At 50.1% G+C, this 15,504-nt stretch carries 20 protein-coding genes; all 20 read right to left on the reverse strand.

The annotated features are described in order from the left end of the window. Positions 1-226: 226 nt before the first annotated feature. Complete coding sequence (locus SSCH_RS22510) at positions 227-1,054, reverse strand: ATP-binding protein (protein WP_269746202.1); 828 nt, start codon at positions 1,052-1,054, stop codon at positions 227-229. Beyond that, positions 939-1,565, reverse strand: a complete 627-nt coding sequence (locus SSCH_RS22515; RefSeq protein ID WP_269746201.1) for a biotin carboxylase N-terminal domain-containing protein — start codon at positions 1,563-1,565, stop codon at positions 939-941. Before SSCH_RS22515 ends, SSCH_RS22510 begins: the two co-directional genes overlap by 116 nt. A gap of 87 nt (positions 1,566-1,652) precedes the next feature. Beyond that, entirely contained in the window at positions 1,653-3,548 is a 1,896-nt protein-coding gene (gene accB / locus SSCH_RS12435; protein ID WP_044665752.1) for an acetyl-CoA carboxylase biotin carboxyl carrier protein, read from the reverse strand. A 168-nt stretch (positions 3,549-3,716) separates the two neighbouring features. Further along, positions 3,717-4,040, reverse strand: coding sequence for a SpoIIIAH-like family protein (locus SSCH_RS12440; RefSeq protein ID WP_084711158.1), 324 nt, complete (start codon positions 4,038-4,040; stop codon positions 3,717-3,719). A gap of 7 nt (positions 4,041-4,047) precedes the next feature. Then, positions 4,048-4,209, reverse strand: a complete 162-nt coding sequence (locus SSCH_RS20420) for a hypothetical protein (RefSeq protein ID WP_232294460.1) — start codon at positions 4,207-4,209, stop codon at positions 4,048-4,050. Positions 4,210-4,280: 71 nt separating this feature from the next. After that, a complete protein-coding gene (locus SSCH_RS16920; protein ID WP_052835627.1) occupies positions 4,281-4,907 on the reverse strand; it encodes a hypothetical protein in 627 nt (208 codons plus the stop codon). A gap of 16 nt (positions 4,908-4,923) precedes the next feature. Next, complete coding sequence (locus SSCH_RS12450) at positions 4,924-5,523, reverse strand: stage III sporulation protein AF (RefSeq protein WP_044665740.1); 600 nt, start codon at positions 5,521-5,523, stop codon at positions 4,924-4,926. A gap of 14 nt (positions 5,524-5,537) precedes the next feature. After that, on the reverse strand, positions 5,538-6,710 hold the full coding sequence (spoIIIAE, locus tag SSCH_RS12455; protein ID WP_052835628.1) for a stage III sporulation protein AE: 1,173 nt from the start codon (positions 6,708-6,710) through the stop codon (positions 5,538-5,540). A 59-nt stretch (positions 6,711-6,769) separates the two neighbouring features. Continuing rightward, positions 6,770-7,156, reverse strand: a complete 387-nt coding sequence (gene spoIIIAD / locus SSCH_RS12460) for a stage III sporulation protein AD (protein ID WP_044665741.1) — start codon at positions 7,154-7,156, stop codon at positions 6,770-6,772. Between the two features lie 18 nt (positions 7,157-7,174). Then, complete coding sequence (gene spoIIIAC / locus SSCH_RS12465; RefSeq protein WP_044665742.1) at positions 7,175-7,372, reverse strand: stage III sporulation protein AC; 198 nt, start codon at positions 7,370-7,372, stop codon at positions 7,175-7,177. 18 nt (positions 7,373-7,390) lie between these two features. Beyond that, positions 7,391-7,963: a stage III sporulation protein SpoIIIAB gene (gene spoIIIAB / locus SSCH_RS12470; RefSeq protein WP_084711159.1), complete on the reverse strand. Its 573-nt coding sequence runs from the start codon at positions 7,961-7,963 to the stop codon at positions 7,391-7,393. After that, positions 7,929-8,912 carry a stage III sporulation protein AA gene (gene spoIIIAA, locus SSCH_RS12475; protein ID WP_044665744.1) on the reverse strand — a complete coding sequence of 328 codons (984 nt, stop codon included), beginning with the start codon at positions 8,910-8,912 and terminating at the stop codon, positions 7,929-7,931. The genes spoIIIAB and spoIIIAA overlap by 35 nt, the downstream gene beginning before the upstream one ends. 188 nt (positions 8,913-9,100) lie before the next feature. After that, positions 9,101-9,553 (reverse strand): CD1247 N-terminal domain-containing protein, encoded by a 453-nt coding sequence (locus tag SSCH_RS12480; protein WP_044665745.1) that lies wholly within the window; start codon positions 9,551-9,553, stop codon positions 9,101-9,103. A 43-nt stretch (positions 9,554-9,596) separates the two neighbouring features. Then, complete coding sequence (gene efp, locus SSCH_RS12485) at positions 9,597-10,154, reverse strand: elongation factor P (RefSeq protein WP_044665746.1); 558 nt, start codon at positions 10,152-10,154, stop codon at positions 9,597-9,599. A 47-nt stretch (positions 10,155-10,201) separates the two neighbouring features. After that, complete coding sequence (locus SSCH_RS19500; protein WP_232294463.1) at positions 10,202-10,702, reverse strand: M24 family metallopeptidase; 501 nt, start codon at positions 10,700-10,702, stop codon at positions 10,202-10,204. Next, positions 10,644-11,351 carry a M24 family metallopeptidase gene (locus SSCH_RS19505; RefSeq protein ID WP_198142454.1) on the reverse strand — a complete coding sequence of 236 codons (708 nt, stop codon included), beginning with the start codon at positions 11,349-11,351 and terminating at the stop codon, positions 10,644-10,646. The genes SSCH_RS19500 and SSCH_RS19505 overlap by 59 nt, the downstream gene beginning before the upstream one ends. Positions 11,352-11,627: 276 nt before the next feature. Next, the gene (gene aroQ, locus SSCH_RS12495; RefSeq protein WP_044665747.1) at positions 11,628-12,080 is read right to left on the reverse strand and encodes a type II 3-dehydroquinate dehydratase; all 453 of its coding nucleotides are present in this window, start codon (positions 12,078-12,080) and stop codon (positions 11,628-11,630) included. A gap of 146 nt (positions 12,081-12,226) precedes the next feature. Beyond that, positions 12,227-13,582, reverse strand: a complete 1,356-nt coding sequence (locus tag SSCH_RS12500; RefSeq protein WP_044665748.1) for a TldD/PmbA family protein — start codon at positions 13,580-13,582, stop codon at positions 12,227-12,229. After that, positions 13,582-14,871, reverse strand: a complete 1,290-nt coding sequence (locus SSCH_RS12505; RefSeq protein WP_084711160.1) for a TldD/PmbA family protein — start codon at positions 14,869-14,871, stop codon at positions 13,582-13,584. The genes SSCH_RS12500 and SSCH_RS12505 overlap by 1 nt, the downstream gene beginning before the upstream one ends. Positions 14,872-14,878: 7 nt before the next feature. Beyond that, entirely contained in the window at positions 14,879-15,082 is a 204-nt protein-coding gene (locus SSCH_RS22520; protein WP_084711161.1) for a PmbA/TldA family metallopeptidase, read from the reverse strand. Positions 15,083-15,504 lie beyond the last annotated feature (422 nt).

Consider the following 15,504-nt stretch of genomic DNA (forward strand, 5'->3'; position numbering starts at 1 on the left):
GTCCAATCTACAACCCATTATACCAGCCACAAACGGAATTGCAAATATTTTATCTGTTGTATAGACAAGTTACCAAAAAAAGGTGACTGTCACCAAAAAGGCTCATTTGTATAGACAAGTTACCCAAAATGGTGACTGTCACCAAATGGGCGCCAAAAAGGCGAATCTGTATATAGCTGTATATACAGGTTGGGCGGTAATAGCAGACACCATATAGCGTAGGGGTTTAGTCTAACAGTGAGTTTATAAAGGAGGTGTCCACTGTGCCGCGGCGGAATTGATCGTTTTGCATCAAGTCTTGTAGAAAGGGTATTGTTGTCTTTACGCCCTCGATCTGAAATTCGCTCAGGGCGCGCTCCATCCGTTGAATGGTCTCCTGGCGGTTGCGTCCCCAGGTGATCAACTTTGCAATAAGGGAATCGTAAAAGGGAGAGATCCGGCAGCCGGAATAAACACCACTATCCACTCGCACCCCAATCCCCCCTGGGGGCAGATATAAAGAAATCAGTCCGGGGCAGGGTGCAAAGTCTTGATGGGGGTCTTCGGCATTGATCCGGCATTCCAGAGCGACACCTTGCAGCTTAATATCATCTTGAGAATAGCCCAGTTCCTCACCTGCGGCGATCCTGATGGTTTCAGCAACCAGGTCGATGCCGGTCACCCACTCAGTCACCGGGTGTTCTACCTGGATGCGGGTATTCATCTCGATAAAATAATAATTTCCATCCTGGTCCAGCAGGAACTCTATTGTGCCTGCTCCGGCATAATTAGCTTTCATGGCAGCACGCACCGCAGCATCCCCCATCTTCGTCCTGATCTCCGGGTTGAGCACCGGGCAGGGGGTCTCTTCCACCAACTTCTGGTGCCTCCTCTGCAGGGTGCAGTCCCTTTCCCCCAGATGCACCACATTGCCGTGCTCATCAGCCAAGATTTGAAATTCAACATGCCGCGGCTGTTCGATAAACTTCTCCAGATAAAGGCCGCCATCCCCAAATGAAGCCTCTGCCTCCTGGCGGGCCATTTGGACAGATTTGGCCAATTGGTCTCTGTTCATGGCAATGCGCATGCCGCGCCCACCGCCCCCCGCCTGATGCCTTGACCATCACTGGATAACCGATCTCTTCGGCAATGCGGGCGATCTCATCATCACTCTTGACCAGTCCAGGTGAACCCGGGACAACAGGCACTCCCGCTTCAGCCATCAAGGATCTCGCCTGTGCCTTGGCACCCATAGAGACCATTGCTGCAACAGGTGGGCCAATGAATTTGATTCCCTGTTCCTGGCAGGCCTCGGCAAAAAAAGAATTCTCCGCCAAAAACCCGTAACCGGGGTGAATCGCCGCGGCATCTTTGATCAGTGCCGCACTGATAATATTTGGAATATTCAGATAGCTTTGTGTAGGGTGTGCCCCCCCGATACACACAGACTCATCAGCCAATCTGACGTGAAGGGACTCCCGATCCGCCTCCGAGTATACAGCAACGGTTTTGATGCCCATCTCACGACATGATCTGATAATCCGTACGGCAATTTCGCCGCGGTTGGCTATGAGGATCTTATTCAACGAGGTGAACCTCCCTGTATTATATTTCCCGCCGGGAAGTCCCCGCCTGTAATTCGAGGATAAAGGGCGGAAGAGCTTAGTTTAATATTATTCCACAGGAGCGATAATAAACAGTGCCTGGCCGTACTCTACCGGTTGGGCATTTTCCACCAGGATCTCCACGATTTCTCCATCACATTCCGCTTCAATCTCATTCATCAATTTCATGGCTTCAATGATACAGAGGGTATCACCCTTCTTGACCCTGCAGCCAGCCTCAACAAAAGGTGGGGCATCCGGTGCAGGCGCCCTGTAAAAGGTACCCACCATAGGAGCAACCATTTCTATAAGGTTTTCGGGGTGCTCTACTTCTTCTACAATCGCCCCTGCCTCCTGGAAAGGAGAACTCTCCCCTCCAGGTGCACAACCTCCTGCACTGATATCCTTCCTGATGGCGACCTTCATTTCTGTGGTCTCCACCTGAATCTCATTGAGATTTGATTCATCCAATATCTTGATCAGTTCTTTGACATCCTCAATATCCATCTTTCCATCCTCCGCAGAAGAGCGTGATGAACGCTTCACAGTCTTCTGTTTTCTGGCTTGTTCCCCGGATTTACTTTCAACTTCCGGAGCAGCAGCTGTTGTAGTAGCAAGAGGGATTTCTCCGCTTCTCACCTTTTCCCTGTATTCGAAGAACCTCCTTGCAATAGGAGGGAAAAGAGCATAAGTAATATAGTCCTCCTCCGATTCTGCCAGTTCCTTGATCTCTTCTTTGGTCTTTTCAAATTTATTCTCCAGTAAGTCTGCGGGCCGGCAGGTGATGGGCTCCTCATCTCCGATGATCAGCCTCTGAACCTCGGGATCAATCGGTGCCGGAGACCTTCCATAAGACCCCCTCACATAATCCTTGACCTCCTGGGGCACCATCTTGTATCTGCTGCCGGTCAAGACATTGAGCACCGCCTGGATACCGACAATCTGACTGGTAGGGGTTACCAAAGGAGGATAACCCAACTCTTCACGCACCTTCGGTATCTCATTGAGCACCTCTCCAATGCGGTGCAGTGCATTCTGTTCCTCCAGCTGGCTCACCAGGTTGGTGATCATCCCACCTGGAACCTGGTGGTCAAAAACCTTCATATCCGTAATCCTTGTTACACCACGCTCATAACCGCGCTTGCGCCTCAGATCCTCCCAGTAATTGGAGATCTCAAAGAGCAGCGGTATATCCAGTCCGGTATCCCACTCAGTCCCCTGCAGGGAGCGAACCAGTGTTTCTACAGGTGGTTGGGAGGAACCGAAAGCCAGCGGCCCAGAACAGGCGTCAAAAACATCCAGCCCCGCCTCCACCCCCTTCAGACAGGAACCGATGGCCATTCCACCGATATAGTGGGTGTGGAGCTGAACGGGAACATCGAGCCTTTCCTTGAAAAGAGAAACGAGCTCATAGGACACATAGGGAGAGATCATGCCGGCCATATCCTTGATGCAGATCGAATCAGCACCCATATCCTGCAAGCAGAGTGCGGTTTCCAGGTAATGTTCCTTGGTGTGTACAGGGCTCAGTGTATACACAACACATGCCTGGAGGTGTTTCCCTGTTTTTTTGACCGCCCGCATGGGCACCTCCAGATTGCGCACATCATTTAAGGCATCGAAGACACGAAAAATATCAATACCTGTCTCTGCAGCCTTGTACACAAAAACTTCTGCCAGATCATCAGGATAGTTGGCATATCCCACCAGGTTTTGTCCGCGCAGCAACATCTGTAGTGGAGTCCGCTTCACATATTTTTTAATCGTCCGGATCCGGTCCCAGGGGTCTTCATTCAGGTAGCGAATACAGACATCAAAGGTTGCCCCTCCCCACATTTCCAAAGAAAAATAGCCCACCTGGTCGATCCGTTCCAAAATGGGAACCATATCCTCTGTATACATCCGGGTGGCCCAAAGGCTCTGATGAGCATCCCTCAGTGTCGTATCTGTGATTTTTGGTCTCATAAGCAGCACATCCTCCATCACAAGCATAAATCCGCGCCGGTCTCATTACCGGCTTTGCATCTATACCTATCTACAGTGTTTCCATTGACTATACATTATCTAGATGATTATATATGTGCTCTTCAGATATTTCAAGACTTTTGGTGCAAGTATACAATATCCTGGAGGCTATGGCTTTGGTATGACATAAATACTGCCTGGTTCCAAAAGGGCTACACGCCCAACCACATCTTTGATTTTTTCCGCCTCAGAACCGGAAAGAGATGTTCCCTGGATGATCACAGTTGCGGATTGATCCTGAATTAAAACAACAGCATCCTTGAAGCCCTGGGCGACCACCAATTTTTCCAGTTCCACCTCACGAGCGGTGCGCTCTGTGATCTTCATCAACTGCTGCTGAGCATGATCTCTGGTTTCCACACTTGATGCGGGGTTGCCTGCAATTTCCTTCAACACATCTACCTGCTGACTGCGGATGCGGTCCCTGGTCAGACGACAGTCAACAAAAAAATTCCTGCTTTTTTACTTTTTCAGAATCGCTCTTCTTGGGAGACTGCTGCTGTGACTGCTGCTGAGCCTGCTGCAGTTCAACCTCCAGCAACGGGGCTTTAACCTCTTTGGCAGGGAGGGCCTTATTTAAAAAAAAACCAGCTTCCAGCAATAAGGATAATCAGGAAACCAAGGCTGAGTATGATTACCTTTTTCCTCTCACAAACAAGATAAACCATATCATTACCCGCCTTCTTTCGACAAGACTGTAACCTTATGGGCCGGAACAGCCAGAACGGTAATAACTGCCTGCACCAATTCTTCACGCAGCCCGGGATCCCTGGCCCCCTCTGCCAGCACCAAGACCCCGGCGATTTCAGGGCTTTTTGCCCTGATCAATACAGGTTCCTCCTTACCTCCGGAAACAGTTTGGAGGAGCACCAGATTTTCCTCTTCATTGGCCTCTGTGGTTGTGCGATTTCCCCCGGACTGGTCCTTTTCCTCAACTGTTCTTGTCTGTTCAGAAAGGTTTTTGGCGTATAGATATTCAGGCCCGGCAGCCATGGTGATAGTCACCTGAACATCACCGGAACCGGCAATAGAACTTAAAACCCCTTCCAATCTCCTTTCCAGTTCTTTTTCCGCTGTGCTGAGACCCTCCTCACCCTTCTTTTCAGCGGCTTGATAGCCAGGTGATATAGAAGACTTCTCTTTTGGAGAAACCCAGCTGCCTGCGTAGATCAGCAGGAACAGCCCTCCTGCAAGTATCAGGATCAGCTTCCACATCCCGGGAGAACGGGCGAGGTTCCATTCCTTATTGTTCTTCAATCTCTCCCACCACTGTTCGATAATTCCCTTTGGTTCAGACATAAAAATCACCACCTCATCATTCCATAGTTACTACTACCTTGGAGGGCTGCAAGCCATAAAGAGAAGCCACAGTTGATTGAACCTGCTTGAATAGCCCCTCATCGCTGTCCTCAACCTTTTCGGCCTGCTCACCATCCCCGGGTTCGATGCTTACCCTTTTTACAGGGTCCACAATAGACTGTGATCTCTCCTTTTTGATCACAATTTCCACTTTCTCAATAACCCCGACACTATCCAACGAAGAACCGGCTACAAACTGCACTCTGGCTTCCGCCTGTTCCACCCCGGGCACCATTTGTGCTATGACGGCAACCTGCTCCTCTATTCTTTTCCCATAATTGCTTCGCGCCTGTTCCACTTGCACCTGCTGCAGCTGTTTCCCCTGGTTAAGGATCTCATCCAGTTCTTGCTTATTTCCCTCCTGGATATCCAATTGAAGTTGCGGTTCCTGTTGAATAAGGGAAACGATAGGATTCAATATGGTAATCAGCACAAAGAGCCCCACTACCACCTCCAAAAACCGCCGTGTCTCCTTCATCGGCAGAAGCATCTCGATAAAAACAGCGATAAGTATGATAAAGATAATGTTTCTCACCAATAGATATATAGTTTCCATCTACAACACCCCACTCACCGCAGCATGACCACGACATTGCTCAACCCCACAATAATTGTAAGAGCGATGAAGAACATCAACCCAACCGCCGCCACAGCAGCGAAGACAAGCAGGAGATAATTACCCAGGAGGTGAAGGCTTTCACTTAGTTCCTGCGCCCCTAAAGGCTGAAGCAGTGCGGCGGCCAGCCTGTACATCACAGCCGCAGATAAAATCTTGACGACAGGAAGGGTGCACAGGAAAAGAATAGCCAGAACCCCAACAATACCAACAGCATTTTTAATAAAGAGTGAGCAGCCGGCAACAGCATCCACGGCATCGGTGAGAACACCCCCAACTACAGGGACAACGGCACCTGTAAGATATTTTACTGTGCGCAGCCCAACCCCATCTGTAACCGCTCCGGCTACCCCCTGAACCCCCAGAATACCGGTAAAGACAGTCAACAAGAGGCCCGTCAAGAGCATACTCCCATCCCGGAAGAGATCCGCCAGGCGAGAGACCTGAAACCGCTCTGATAGACTGCTGACAATACCGAGAATGGCGGCACAAAAGATCAGAGGAAAAACGATATTCTGAATAAGTGTTGCTATAATATTTAACGAAACATAGATCACGGGATGCATCAAAGCAACAGTTGTGAGGCTTCCCAGGGCAGCCATCAAGGTCAAGAGTATAGGGATCAGTGACTGCATAAATCCCACCATATTACCGATGGCATCCCTTCCTGTCTGTATAGCTATAGTAAAGGAACTCAAGGCAACAGTGAGCAGCGCTATAATACCAATGCTGTGTGCGAGCTTGGCCACCGTATTCTGCTCAAAAGCACTTTGCAGGTGCTCCAGGATGGCCAGCAGTGCCCCCAGGACGATCAATTTGCCCAGGAGGGATGTATGGGTAAGAAACTCCCGACAGAAGTAGCTGATCAAGGCCTTAAAAATGCCGGAGATGTCCATTTCCAGTTTTCCCTGACGCGCATCCTCAAAAATCTTAATCAGACTGAAACCGGAAATCTTGTCATCGATATCCTGGTCTATTTTTTTTAAAAAAGCATCCAGGTCCTCTAAATTAAGCTGATCAAACTGGTCAGAAATCAATGCTTCTGAATCAGACGCCAGGGAAGGGCAGGGTGTGATCAGCAAACAAAACATAAAGCAAAGACATATAATGAAAGATTTTGCTTTCAACAGTACCCCTCCCTTAAGCCTATCTATGGAAGCAGCAGGGCAACATATGACTCTACTACCTACGGAAGCAGCCGCACCACTACTTGCAGAACCGCAGTAAAAATCGGGAGAGCCAGCAAGAGGATCAATATTTTTCCCGCCAGTTCAATTTTACTGGCAATAGTACCCTCTCCGGCATCACGACAGATCTGAGCACCGAATTCAGCGATATAGGCGATCCCCAGGATTTTTAACAGAGTAACCAGATAGAGCTCGTCCACCTGAGCCTTATGGGTCAGATCTCGAAAAAGATTAATAATGGCACCCATTTTGCTCAGCACCAGGATAAAGATGAGCACACCGAAGCCTAAAGCCAACAGCAGGGCCATCTCCGGCCGCACCTCCCTGAGCAGCACCGCAAAAACAGTGACAACCAGGGCAATACCCACGATATTTAAAATCTCCATAGTTCATTCACCAAGCTTTTAGAAGAGGTGAAAAACCGAGCGCACCACATGGAACAGCTCGTTGATCAGCTGCACCACCATAATTAAAACCACAACTACACCCGCCAGGGTGAGCATCTGTGCCTGCTCTTCCTTTTCAGCCTGCTTTAAGATGATGTTCAATACTGAGATCAAGATCCCCAGACCCGCAATTTTAAAGATAATGTCGACATCCATCTTCCGGCACATCCCCCCTTAAAGCAGCAAAAGCACAATACTAATGCCCGCCAGAAACCCCCCATATTGCCATAAACGCGCATTTTTTTCCTGGTCACGCCGCGACTTTTCCTCCTCTTTGCGGAGGTGCAGGGAGGTGAGAGCTATATTTTTGTGCTGCTCCTGGCGATCCGAAATTCCCAGCAGTTCACCGAATGAATATAAAATAGCGTAGTCCTCGCGGTTCAAAGCTGTCGAACTCCAATTCTTTTGCAGTGCCTTTCCCCAGGCCTCAGCAACTGTGCAGCCCTGACCGGCGGCGATCAATTCCCCTGCCTCAGCAAAAATCCTGGCGATAATATCTCCCCCGGACTGGCCAATTTTTTTCAGAGCCGAGGGGAGTGGAGTGGCAGCGTAGAGAATCTCTGTATCCAGCATCTGCAGGGCATCCTGGAGAAATCTCAGTTCTGCGGAGCGCCGTGAGTAAAAGGAAGCCACCTTCATACCGGCCATCCCCATTGATCCGATCACTAAACAAGCCCCGACCATTTTCCACATCACACTATCTCCCCTCCACTCAGCCAGCCCGGATAACCGACTGCCGCAACTCATTATAGACACCCTCAATTGTGCCCGGCCCCTTCCTCTTGCTCAAAAAAACATAGCGCCGAAAAACCTGGCGGTCGATCAGTTCCCGCAAAAAAGGGCGCTCCTCCAGTTCCCCCCAGGAGGAGGCATGAACAGTAGCCAGGATGCTGACCCCGGTATGAACCATCTCCCAGATAGCAGTCACATCCCCGGCCCGCCCGATCTCATCTGTGGCGATCACCTGTGGTGCCATGGAGCGCAGGAGCATAACCATTCCTTCCGCCTTGGGGCAGTGATCCAGGACATCCACACGTGGCCCCAGGTCATGCTGGGGAACCCCTTCACAGCAGGAAGCCAGTTCACACCTCTCATCAACAACACCGACTGTCAGCGCCGGGAAACGCAGTTCCGGGACACCGTAGCTGATAAAGCGCACCAGGTCTCTCAGCATGGTGGTCTTCCCTGCACAGGGAGGAGATACAATCAGGGTATGGTAGGGGCGAGCGGTGCGGATATTCAGTACATAGGGAAGCAGGGGACGGGCTGACCCTGGGACCGCGCGGGCAATCCGGAAGTTTAAACTGCCGATCTCCCTCATTGTTTTCAGTGATCCACCCTCCAGTACGGCCCTCCCCGCAAGACCGACACGATGCCCCCCTGGCAGAGTAAGAAACCCCTGCCTGAACTCCTCTTCAAAGGCATAGAGCGACCCCTGGCTGATTAACTGCACTGTTTTCTGAACATCCTCACGAGTTACAAAATAGGCACCGGAAATCAGCGGAGATGTTCCCCCATTTTGATCCAGGAAATACTCCTTTTGGTTCAAACACACAGCCAGTGGGCGGTTCATCCGCAGCCGAACCTCCTCTAAACCATCCACAACAGCACCGGGCATCAGCCCCAGAATCTCTCTGATAGGTGGTGCGATAAAGGGGAGAATTTCCTGAAGACCCCTGGACGCAAGCCGCGTCATCTACATACCCCCTCAATCTCTCTGGTACTATTGATATATATTTACGATTTTCCATGATTATGAAAAATAAAAACACCGCTTATTAAGTCTAATTAAGCGGTGTAGATTCTATCAGGTGACTGTCACCGTCACCTATGTTTCCCTTTATTCATCTGTTCCGCACGGTGACTATCACCGCTATCGAGTCGTCAGTCGTCCTCCCCCTTCTCCCAGCCTTCAGGCATGGGCATCGACCCATCATTTACAAAAACCACTTTACTGCAGTTGGGACAGGTTACCTCGATGATGTCCTCGTCATCGATGATGTCGGATTCGAAGCAGATGATATCATGGCACTGGGGACATTCAACTTCTACATAATCGATGTCATCATCTTCACAGCAGAAGAACTCTTCATCATCATCATCAAAATCCAGTTCATCATCATCATCTTCAAATTCTTCAAAGAGTTCTTCATCAAAGCTGTCCATGTAATCCTCGAGGTCCTCCACAGCAACCTGTAGATCCTCTAGCTCATCTGTCAGGTCGGCAATAATATCCACAACCTGTTTGAGAATACGCCCCTCATCCTTGCCTTCATCTAATTTCAGGCCCTCAACCAGTCCCTGCAGGTATGCTATCCTTTCCCGCAAATCATCCACTTTTCCAACCTCCTGGTGTTTGTTTTATACTTATTACTTTAAACTAAGCACGTTCCAGGTATTCACCTGTTCTGGTATCTACCTTGACAACATCCCCTTCTTCTACGAAGAGTGGCACCTGAATTTTCAAACCAGTTTCCAGGGTTGCCGCTTTTGTGGCACCGGAAGCGGTATCCCCCCGCACACCCGGCGCTGCAGCAACAACCTTAAGCTCCACAGAATGGGGTAAATCAATACCCATCAATTCGCCATTATAGGTAAGCAGGATAATGTTCATGTTTTCTTTCAGATAATTGATATTATCCCCCAGTTGTGCCAGGGTAATGCTCATCTGGTCATAGGTTTGGTTGTCCATGAAAACAAAGGAATCCCCATCACGGTAGAGATACTGCACCTCCTTCCTTTCCATATGTGCCCTGTTGACCTTCTCTCCGGCCCGGAAGGTACGCTCGATCACACCCCCGGTGCGAATATTTTTCAGTTTAGAGCGCACAAAGGCAGATCCCTTACCGGGTTTGACATGCTGAAACTCCACAACACTATATACATCCCCATCAACCTCAATTGTTAAACCTGTTCTGAAATCATTTGTAGAAATCATCTTTCCTCATGCCCCTCACTTCCCAAAAATATTCCCGGCCAAATCTATCAAACTACAACCAGGTCCTTGGTAACAGGTGTAAGGATTTCGCAGCCGTTCTCTTTGACAAGGACGGTGTCCTCAATCCGCACACCTCCCCATTGGGGGATATAAATACCTGGTTCAATTGTGATCACCATCCCGGGCTCCAAAACTATATCAACTTCCTGAGCGATCCTGGGAGCCTCATGCACAGCCAGCCCCACCCCATGTCCCAGGGAATGGACGAAGTAGTCGCCGTAACCCGCATCTATAAGAAATTCACGTGCCGCTGCATCCACCTCTGCTGCGCGAACCCCCGCCCAAACAGCCCTCAGACCTCGCTCCTGGGCTTCCTGTACAAGCTCATAGATCTCCTGCTGTCTGGCAGAAACCGTTCCTATACAGATGGTTCTCGTCAGGTCCGCGGCATATCCTTGATAAGTTGCTCCGAGATCCAGAGTGATCAGTTCACCCCGCCTTAATTTTTTTCTCAGTTGCTGAACCGTGGGGCAGAGCGCCCCTTTCACCTGAGGCAGCAATGGTCTCAAAGGCGAGATGGCCGCTGCCGTGGCTCCTCATATAATATTCCAGTATGCCGGCAACCTGCTGCTCACTCTGCCCGGGGTGTATCTCCCCCAGCAGATAGCGGAACGCACTGGCTGTAATGACTCCCGCTTCCCGAATCAGATCAATCTCAGATTCATCCTTCACCAGGCGCAGCTTTTCCACCAAATCCTGTACAGGGAGCAGCTCTCCCGCAACAGCATCCTGTAACATCTCCCACTGCCGGTAAGTAATGAAATCCTTTTCAAAACCGATCTCGCCAATCCCCTGAGACTCTGTGACTTCCGCAAGTGCTTTGGTAAAGTATCTTTTATAAAGGATAAACTCGCAGTGAGATGCCTCTTGTAGTGCCTGTTCTTTATATCTCCCATCTGCAAATAGATATGATTCCTGCTGTGTCACCAGCAGTTGTCCCTCCCCACCGGAGAATCCACTGATATAAAAGACATTCTCCGGCCTGGAAACCAAAAGAGCTTCCAACTGCTGATGTTCCAGAATATGACGAAGATTGCTCAGTCGTTTTTGGTAATTTGCGGTCATTTGTCCTGCCTTCCTTAAATAGATGTCTGATGCCGGAAGTCGGAAGTCAGAATTATACATGAACTTCTTCATGCTGATTCAGCAACACCCCCCGACTCCTGCACTGTTTTCATCATCTGTTGGCTTCACCGTCTAAGTGACATTTTGTTCCTTCCCTAGTTCATATATCTAACCTTGCTCATTTAAATCGACCCAGGATACTCACGTTTTTATTACTGACAACTAAGGATCAATCCGGAAAACAGAAGTCTAAAGTATCCAGTAACTTCCTTGTGTTACTAAAGGGGAGAGCAAAGTGTTTATCTTTTTTTCCAACGACCAACGACCAACCACTAACACACTAACACACTAACCACCATTCTGGTATGATTTGATCAGATGGCATGCTGCAGTCAGGGCAAGATGGTAACTCAGATGCCCGAAACCGGTTATCTGGCCCCAGGCGGCGGGAGTGACTACAGAGCGACTGCGCCAGGATTCGCGAGCGGTAATGTTGCTCATGTGCACCTCAATTACCGGAATGTTCACACTCCTTACAGCATCATGAATAGCATAACTGTAGTGTGTTAAAGCACCGGGGTTGAGGATGATCACATCAAAATTTCCCCGGGCATCATGAATTTGGTCAATCAACTCCCCTTCGTGGTTGGATTGGAAGGCAGCAACATCAACACCTTCAGCTTGCCCCTGCTGCTGAAGTTCACGATTGATCTGTTCCAGTGTCAACCACCCGTAGATTTCTTCTTCTCGCTCCCCCAAAAGGTTGAGGTTCGGCCCGTGCAGCACCAGCACCCTCGCCATTCTTTTCACCTCTCACTCTTTAATCCTCTACTGCCGTCTGTCCTAATTTGCAAATCGCCTTGCACCTAATAACAGCCCAATAGTAACAACTCTAATCCGTTATCTTTCCAGAATGCTTCACACCATCCATTGAAAAGTACGTTTATCTACTGTCCACTGACCGTCAGATTTGCTACGCGAATGGTAGGCGCCCCTTTGCTGGCGAAAAAGCGCAGATCACTGCCTACAGCATCCACACGATCAAGCAATTCCAAGATATTGCCAGCTATTACCATGCCCCGTACCGGTGTAGTTAATTCTCCGTTGTGAATCCAAATTCCTGCCGCTCCCAGTGAAAAATCTCCTGAAATAGGATTGGCGGTGTGCATACCCATCACCTCAGTGAGGTAGAAGCCCTCCCCTGTTCCCCGGATGATCTCCCCAGGCTTGCACTTTCCCGCGGACAGATAAAAGTTGGTGCTCCCTAACTGCGGTGGTGACTGGAAAGAGCCGCGCACAGCGTTCCCTGTTGAAGAAACACCGTCTTTGGCCGCTGTATAAGAGTTGTGCAGAAAACCCTGCAAAACCCCTCCCTCCACAAGCACTGTCCGCTGGGTAGGGACACCCTCACCATCAAAGGGAGAGCTTAAAATCCCACCCGGTCTGGCACCATCATCAGCAATATTCACTTCTGTGGATGCCACCCTTTCACCGACTTTTCCGGCAAAAAGGGATCTCCCCTTTTGAACGGCTTCCGCGCTGAGAGCCGAAGCCATCATCCCCAGGAAACTGGCTACAACATAGGGATCCATTATCACAGGCACCCGTTTCGTCTTCAAGCGCTGCGCACCGAGCATACGCACTGCCTTAGAGGCAGCCTCTTTGCCGATGTCCTCCACATCCAGTTCCTTTAACTTGCGCACAAAATCAACGGAAAACCCAGTTTGCAGATCACCGTCTTTTCCCGCCACAAAGGCCGCAACACCCCCGCAAAAGGACCCCTTAGATGTAAGGGATATACCTTCAGTGTTGGCAATGGCTATCTCAAAGCGAACCTCTTCATAGCTCACCTGTTCTGTGATGCGCACCAGTTGATCAAAAGAGCGGCCGCTTCTTTCTATCCGGCGTGCCAGCTCGATCTTTTCCTCCAGTGAAACCTCACCAAGACTAGAATCATCAATATCAAGTTCCGGATAATTTTTAGCTGGCTGAGGAAGTGTATAGTAGGCATCCTCACTGGCAGCCCGGGCATTGGCCAGTGCTGCCTCCAGGGTACCAACAACATCACCCCGGGTCAAACCCGTGGTGTAGGCATACCCCAGACGGCCGCTCTGGATCACCCGCACGCCCAATCCTGCATCCTGGGCAATCTTGAGGTTTTCCACCTCACCCTCCCTCACCTCGATGCTCAGTTCTTCCTCACGGTCAAAGAAGGCCTCTGCATGCTCGACATTGCGGTCTTTAGCTTCTTCAATAACTGCTGCTACCAGTTCACTGCTGACAAGTTTTTCATCTCTGTTCATCAGTTATCACCTTCATCTTCCAGTATTCCACCGACAACAAGGTCCGGGATCCTGATGGTTGGCTGGGCATCAGATACCGGCACCCCCTGCCCATCCTTCCCACAGGTGCCTATCGTAAAACCAGGGTCATTTCCCACCCGGTCGATCTTCTGCAGCACCTCAGGGCCATTTCCGGTGAGAGTGGCACCCCTTACAGGCTCATCGATCTTACCGTCCTTGATCAGATACCCCTCCAAAACCTCGAAAACAAAGTCCCCGGTAGTTGTATTCACCTGCCCGCCCCCCATGCGGCGCACAAACAGTCCGCTGTCCGTCTCCCGGATGATCTCCTCAGGAGAGTGCTCACCAGGGGCGAGGTAAGTAGTGGACATGCGTGGTATCGGCCTGTAGCGGAAGGTTTCTCTTCTGGCGTTCCCTGTGGGATTCACCCCATCCTTTTGTGAGGTGATCCTGTCATACATAAATTTTTGCAAAATCCCCTTTTCGATGAGCACATTGCGCTGTGCGGGATTGCCCTCATCATCGAATCTGAATGAGCCGTATTTGCCGCTTATAGTTCCGTCATCAATAACGGTCACCAGTTCTGAAGCCACCTGCTCCCCTTTTCTCCCGGCATAAACAGAGAGGTTCTTCTGCACCAGATCCGCCTCCAGCCCGTGGCCACAGGCCTCATGGATCATGGTACCCCCAGCCTCACCGGAGATCACCACATCCATCCGCCCCGCCGGGGCACGGCGCGCTTTGAGCATGAGGAGTGCACGCTCAGCCGCACGCCTCCCCAAATCTGCCGCCTTTACCTCCTCAAACAGCTCAAATCCTTTGGTGCCACCCGCGGAATCGTACCCGGTCTGGATCACCTTCCCATCTGATGCCACCACATGCACCACCAGACGGGAGCGCACCCGCTCATCCTCCACATAAACACCCTCACTGTTGGCGATCGTCACCTGCTGGATGATATCCGCATACCCCGCACTGACCTGGCGGATCAACTGCTCATCCTTGGCACGAGCGGCCTGTTCCGCCTCTTTGACCAGGGCGACCTTCCTGTCAATCCCCACCTTGTCCGGTCTCTGCTCAATAGGTAGGCTCACCGGGGATTCCCGTTTTTGAAGAACTATAGGAGTAGGGGTTTCTGCCGCTGATCCTGCTTCTGCCCCACCTTCTGTTTGTGCTTCAGCTTTGGCTTTTAATCCTGCTACAGCTGTATCTCCAGCTCTACTGATATCTCCCGTCTCACCGAGCCCACCCACTGCCACCTGACGAGCCAGTTTCAATAAGCCTTTCATGGTAAGATCAGTTGTATAACCATAAGCGGTATTCTCCCCCCCGCACAACCCTAATCCCGGCCCCCTGGTCACGCCCGGAGATCACCCGCTCGATCTTACCGGCCTCCATGCTGACCCTGGTCTGAGTGCTCCTCTCCATAAAGACCTCAGCAAAGTCCCCATTCCTGCCGGCAACCTGCAAAACCTCTTCTAGATCAACTTTGGCAATCATACACTTCCCTCACAAACCTGGATAATATTTCTCCATATTATTTCTTCCATAATACTCTGGTTGTTTCCTATTGTCTACTTTTTCTCCGCTGCATATGCAAAAAAGACCCCAAAAAGGGGCAATGACTGCTTTATTGCTTTATTTGTATTGCCTAGGGAAGGAACTTTTCGGGATGCTGATTTCGGATACTACATAAGGAAGGGAAAACCTACTTGATAATAAACCACCAGATGTGCCACAACAGCCATGAAATAGATGAATACAACAAACTGGGTACCGCGATAGGCTGTCGCCTCTCACTCCCAATGGACGGGGGGAGTAGGATTTTTTTTCTTTGCTTTTTTATGACGTAAATGATGCATTACTTGATTTGACATTATGGAATTATTTTATTGAACATGAACAATCATACACGGAAAGGA

The organism is Syntrophaceticus schinkii (assembly GCF_000946815.1).
GTDB lineage: Bacteria > Bacillota > DSM-12270 > Thermacetogeniales > Thermacetogeniaceae > Syntrophaceticus > Syntrophaceticus schinkii.

What these genes read in the sequence shown, in the direction of transcription:
- SSCH_RS22510 (WP_269746202.1), bottom strand. Translation starts at nt 1,054, where the DNA reads ATGAACAGAGACCAATTGGCCAAATCTGTCCAAATGGCCCGCCAGGAG.
- accB (WP_044665752.1), bottom strand. Translation starts at nt 3,548, where the DNA reads ATGAGACCAAAAATCACAGATACGACACTGAGGGATGCTCATCAGAGC.
- SSCH_RS16920 (WP_052835627.1), bottom strand. Translation starts at nt 4,907, where the DNA reads ATGTCTGAACCAAAGGGAATTATCGAACAGTGGTGGGAGAGATTGAAG.
- SSCH_RS12450 (WP_044665740.1), bottom strand. Translation starts at nt 5,523, where the DNA reads ATGGAAACTATATATCTATTGGTGAGAAACATTATCTTTATCATACTT.
- spoIIIAD (WP_044665741.1), bottom strand. Translation starts at nt 7,156, where the DNA reads ATGGAGATTTTAAATATCGTGGGTATTGCCCTGGTTGTCACTGTTTTT.
- spoIIIAC (WP_044665742.1), bottom strand. Translation starts at nt 7,372, where the DNA reads ATGGATGTCGACATTATCTTTAAAATTGCGGGTCTGGGGATCTTGATC.
- spoIIIAB (WP_084711159.1), bottom strand. Translation starts at nt 7,963, where the DNA reads ATGAGTTGCGGCAGTCGGTTATCCGGGCTGGCTGAGTGGAGGGGAGAT.
- spoIIIAA (WP_044665744.1), bottom strand. Translation starts at nt 8,912, where the DNA reads ATGACGCGGCTTGCGTCCAGGGGTCTTCAGGAAATTCTCCCCTTTATC.
- efp (WP_044665746.1), bottom strand. Translation starts at nt 10,154, where the DNA reads ATGATTTCTACAAATGATTTCAGAACAGGTTTAACAATTGAGGTTGAT.
- SSCH_RS19505 (WP_198142454.1), bottom strand. Translation starts at nt 11,351, where the DNA reads ATGAAGAAGTTCATGTATAATTCTGACTTCCGACTTCCGGCATCAGAC.
- aroQ (WP_044665747.1), bottom strand. Translation starts at nt 12,080, where the DNA reads ATGGCGAGGGTGCTGGTGCTGCACGGGCCGAACCTCAACCTTTTGGGG.
- SSCH_RS12500 (WP_044665748.1), bottom strand. Translation starts at nt 13,582, where the DNA reads ATGAACAGAGATGAAAAACTTGTCAGCAGTGAACTGGTAGCAGCAGTT.
- SSCH_RS12505 (WP_084711160.1), bottom strand. Translation starts at nt 14,871, where the DNA reads ATGAAAGGCTTATTGAAACTGGCTCGTCAGGTGGCAGTGGGTGGGCTC.
- SSCH_RS22520 (WP_084711161.1), bottom strand. Translation starts at nt 15,082, where the DNA reads ATGATTGCCAAAGTTGATCTAGAAGAGGTTTTGCAGGTTGCCGGCAGG.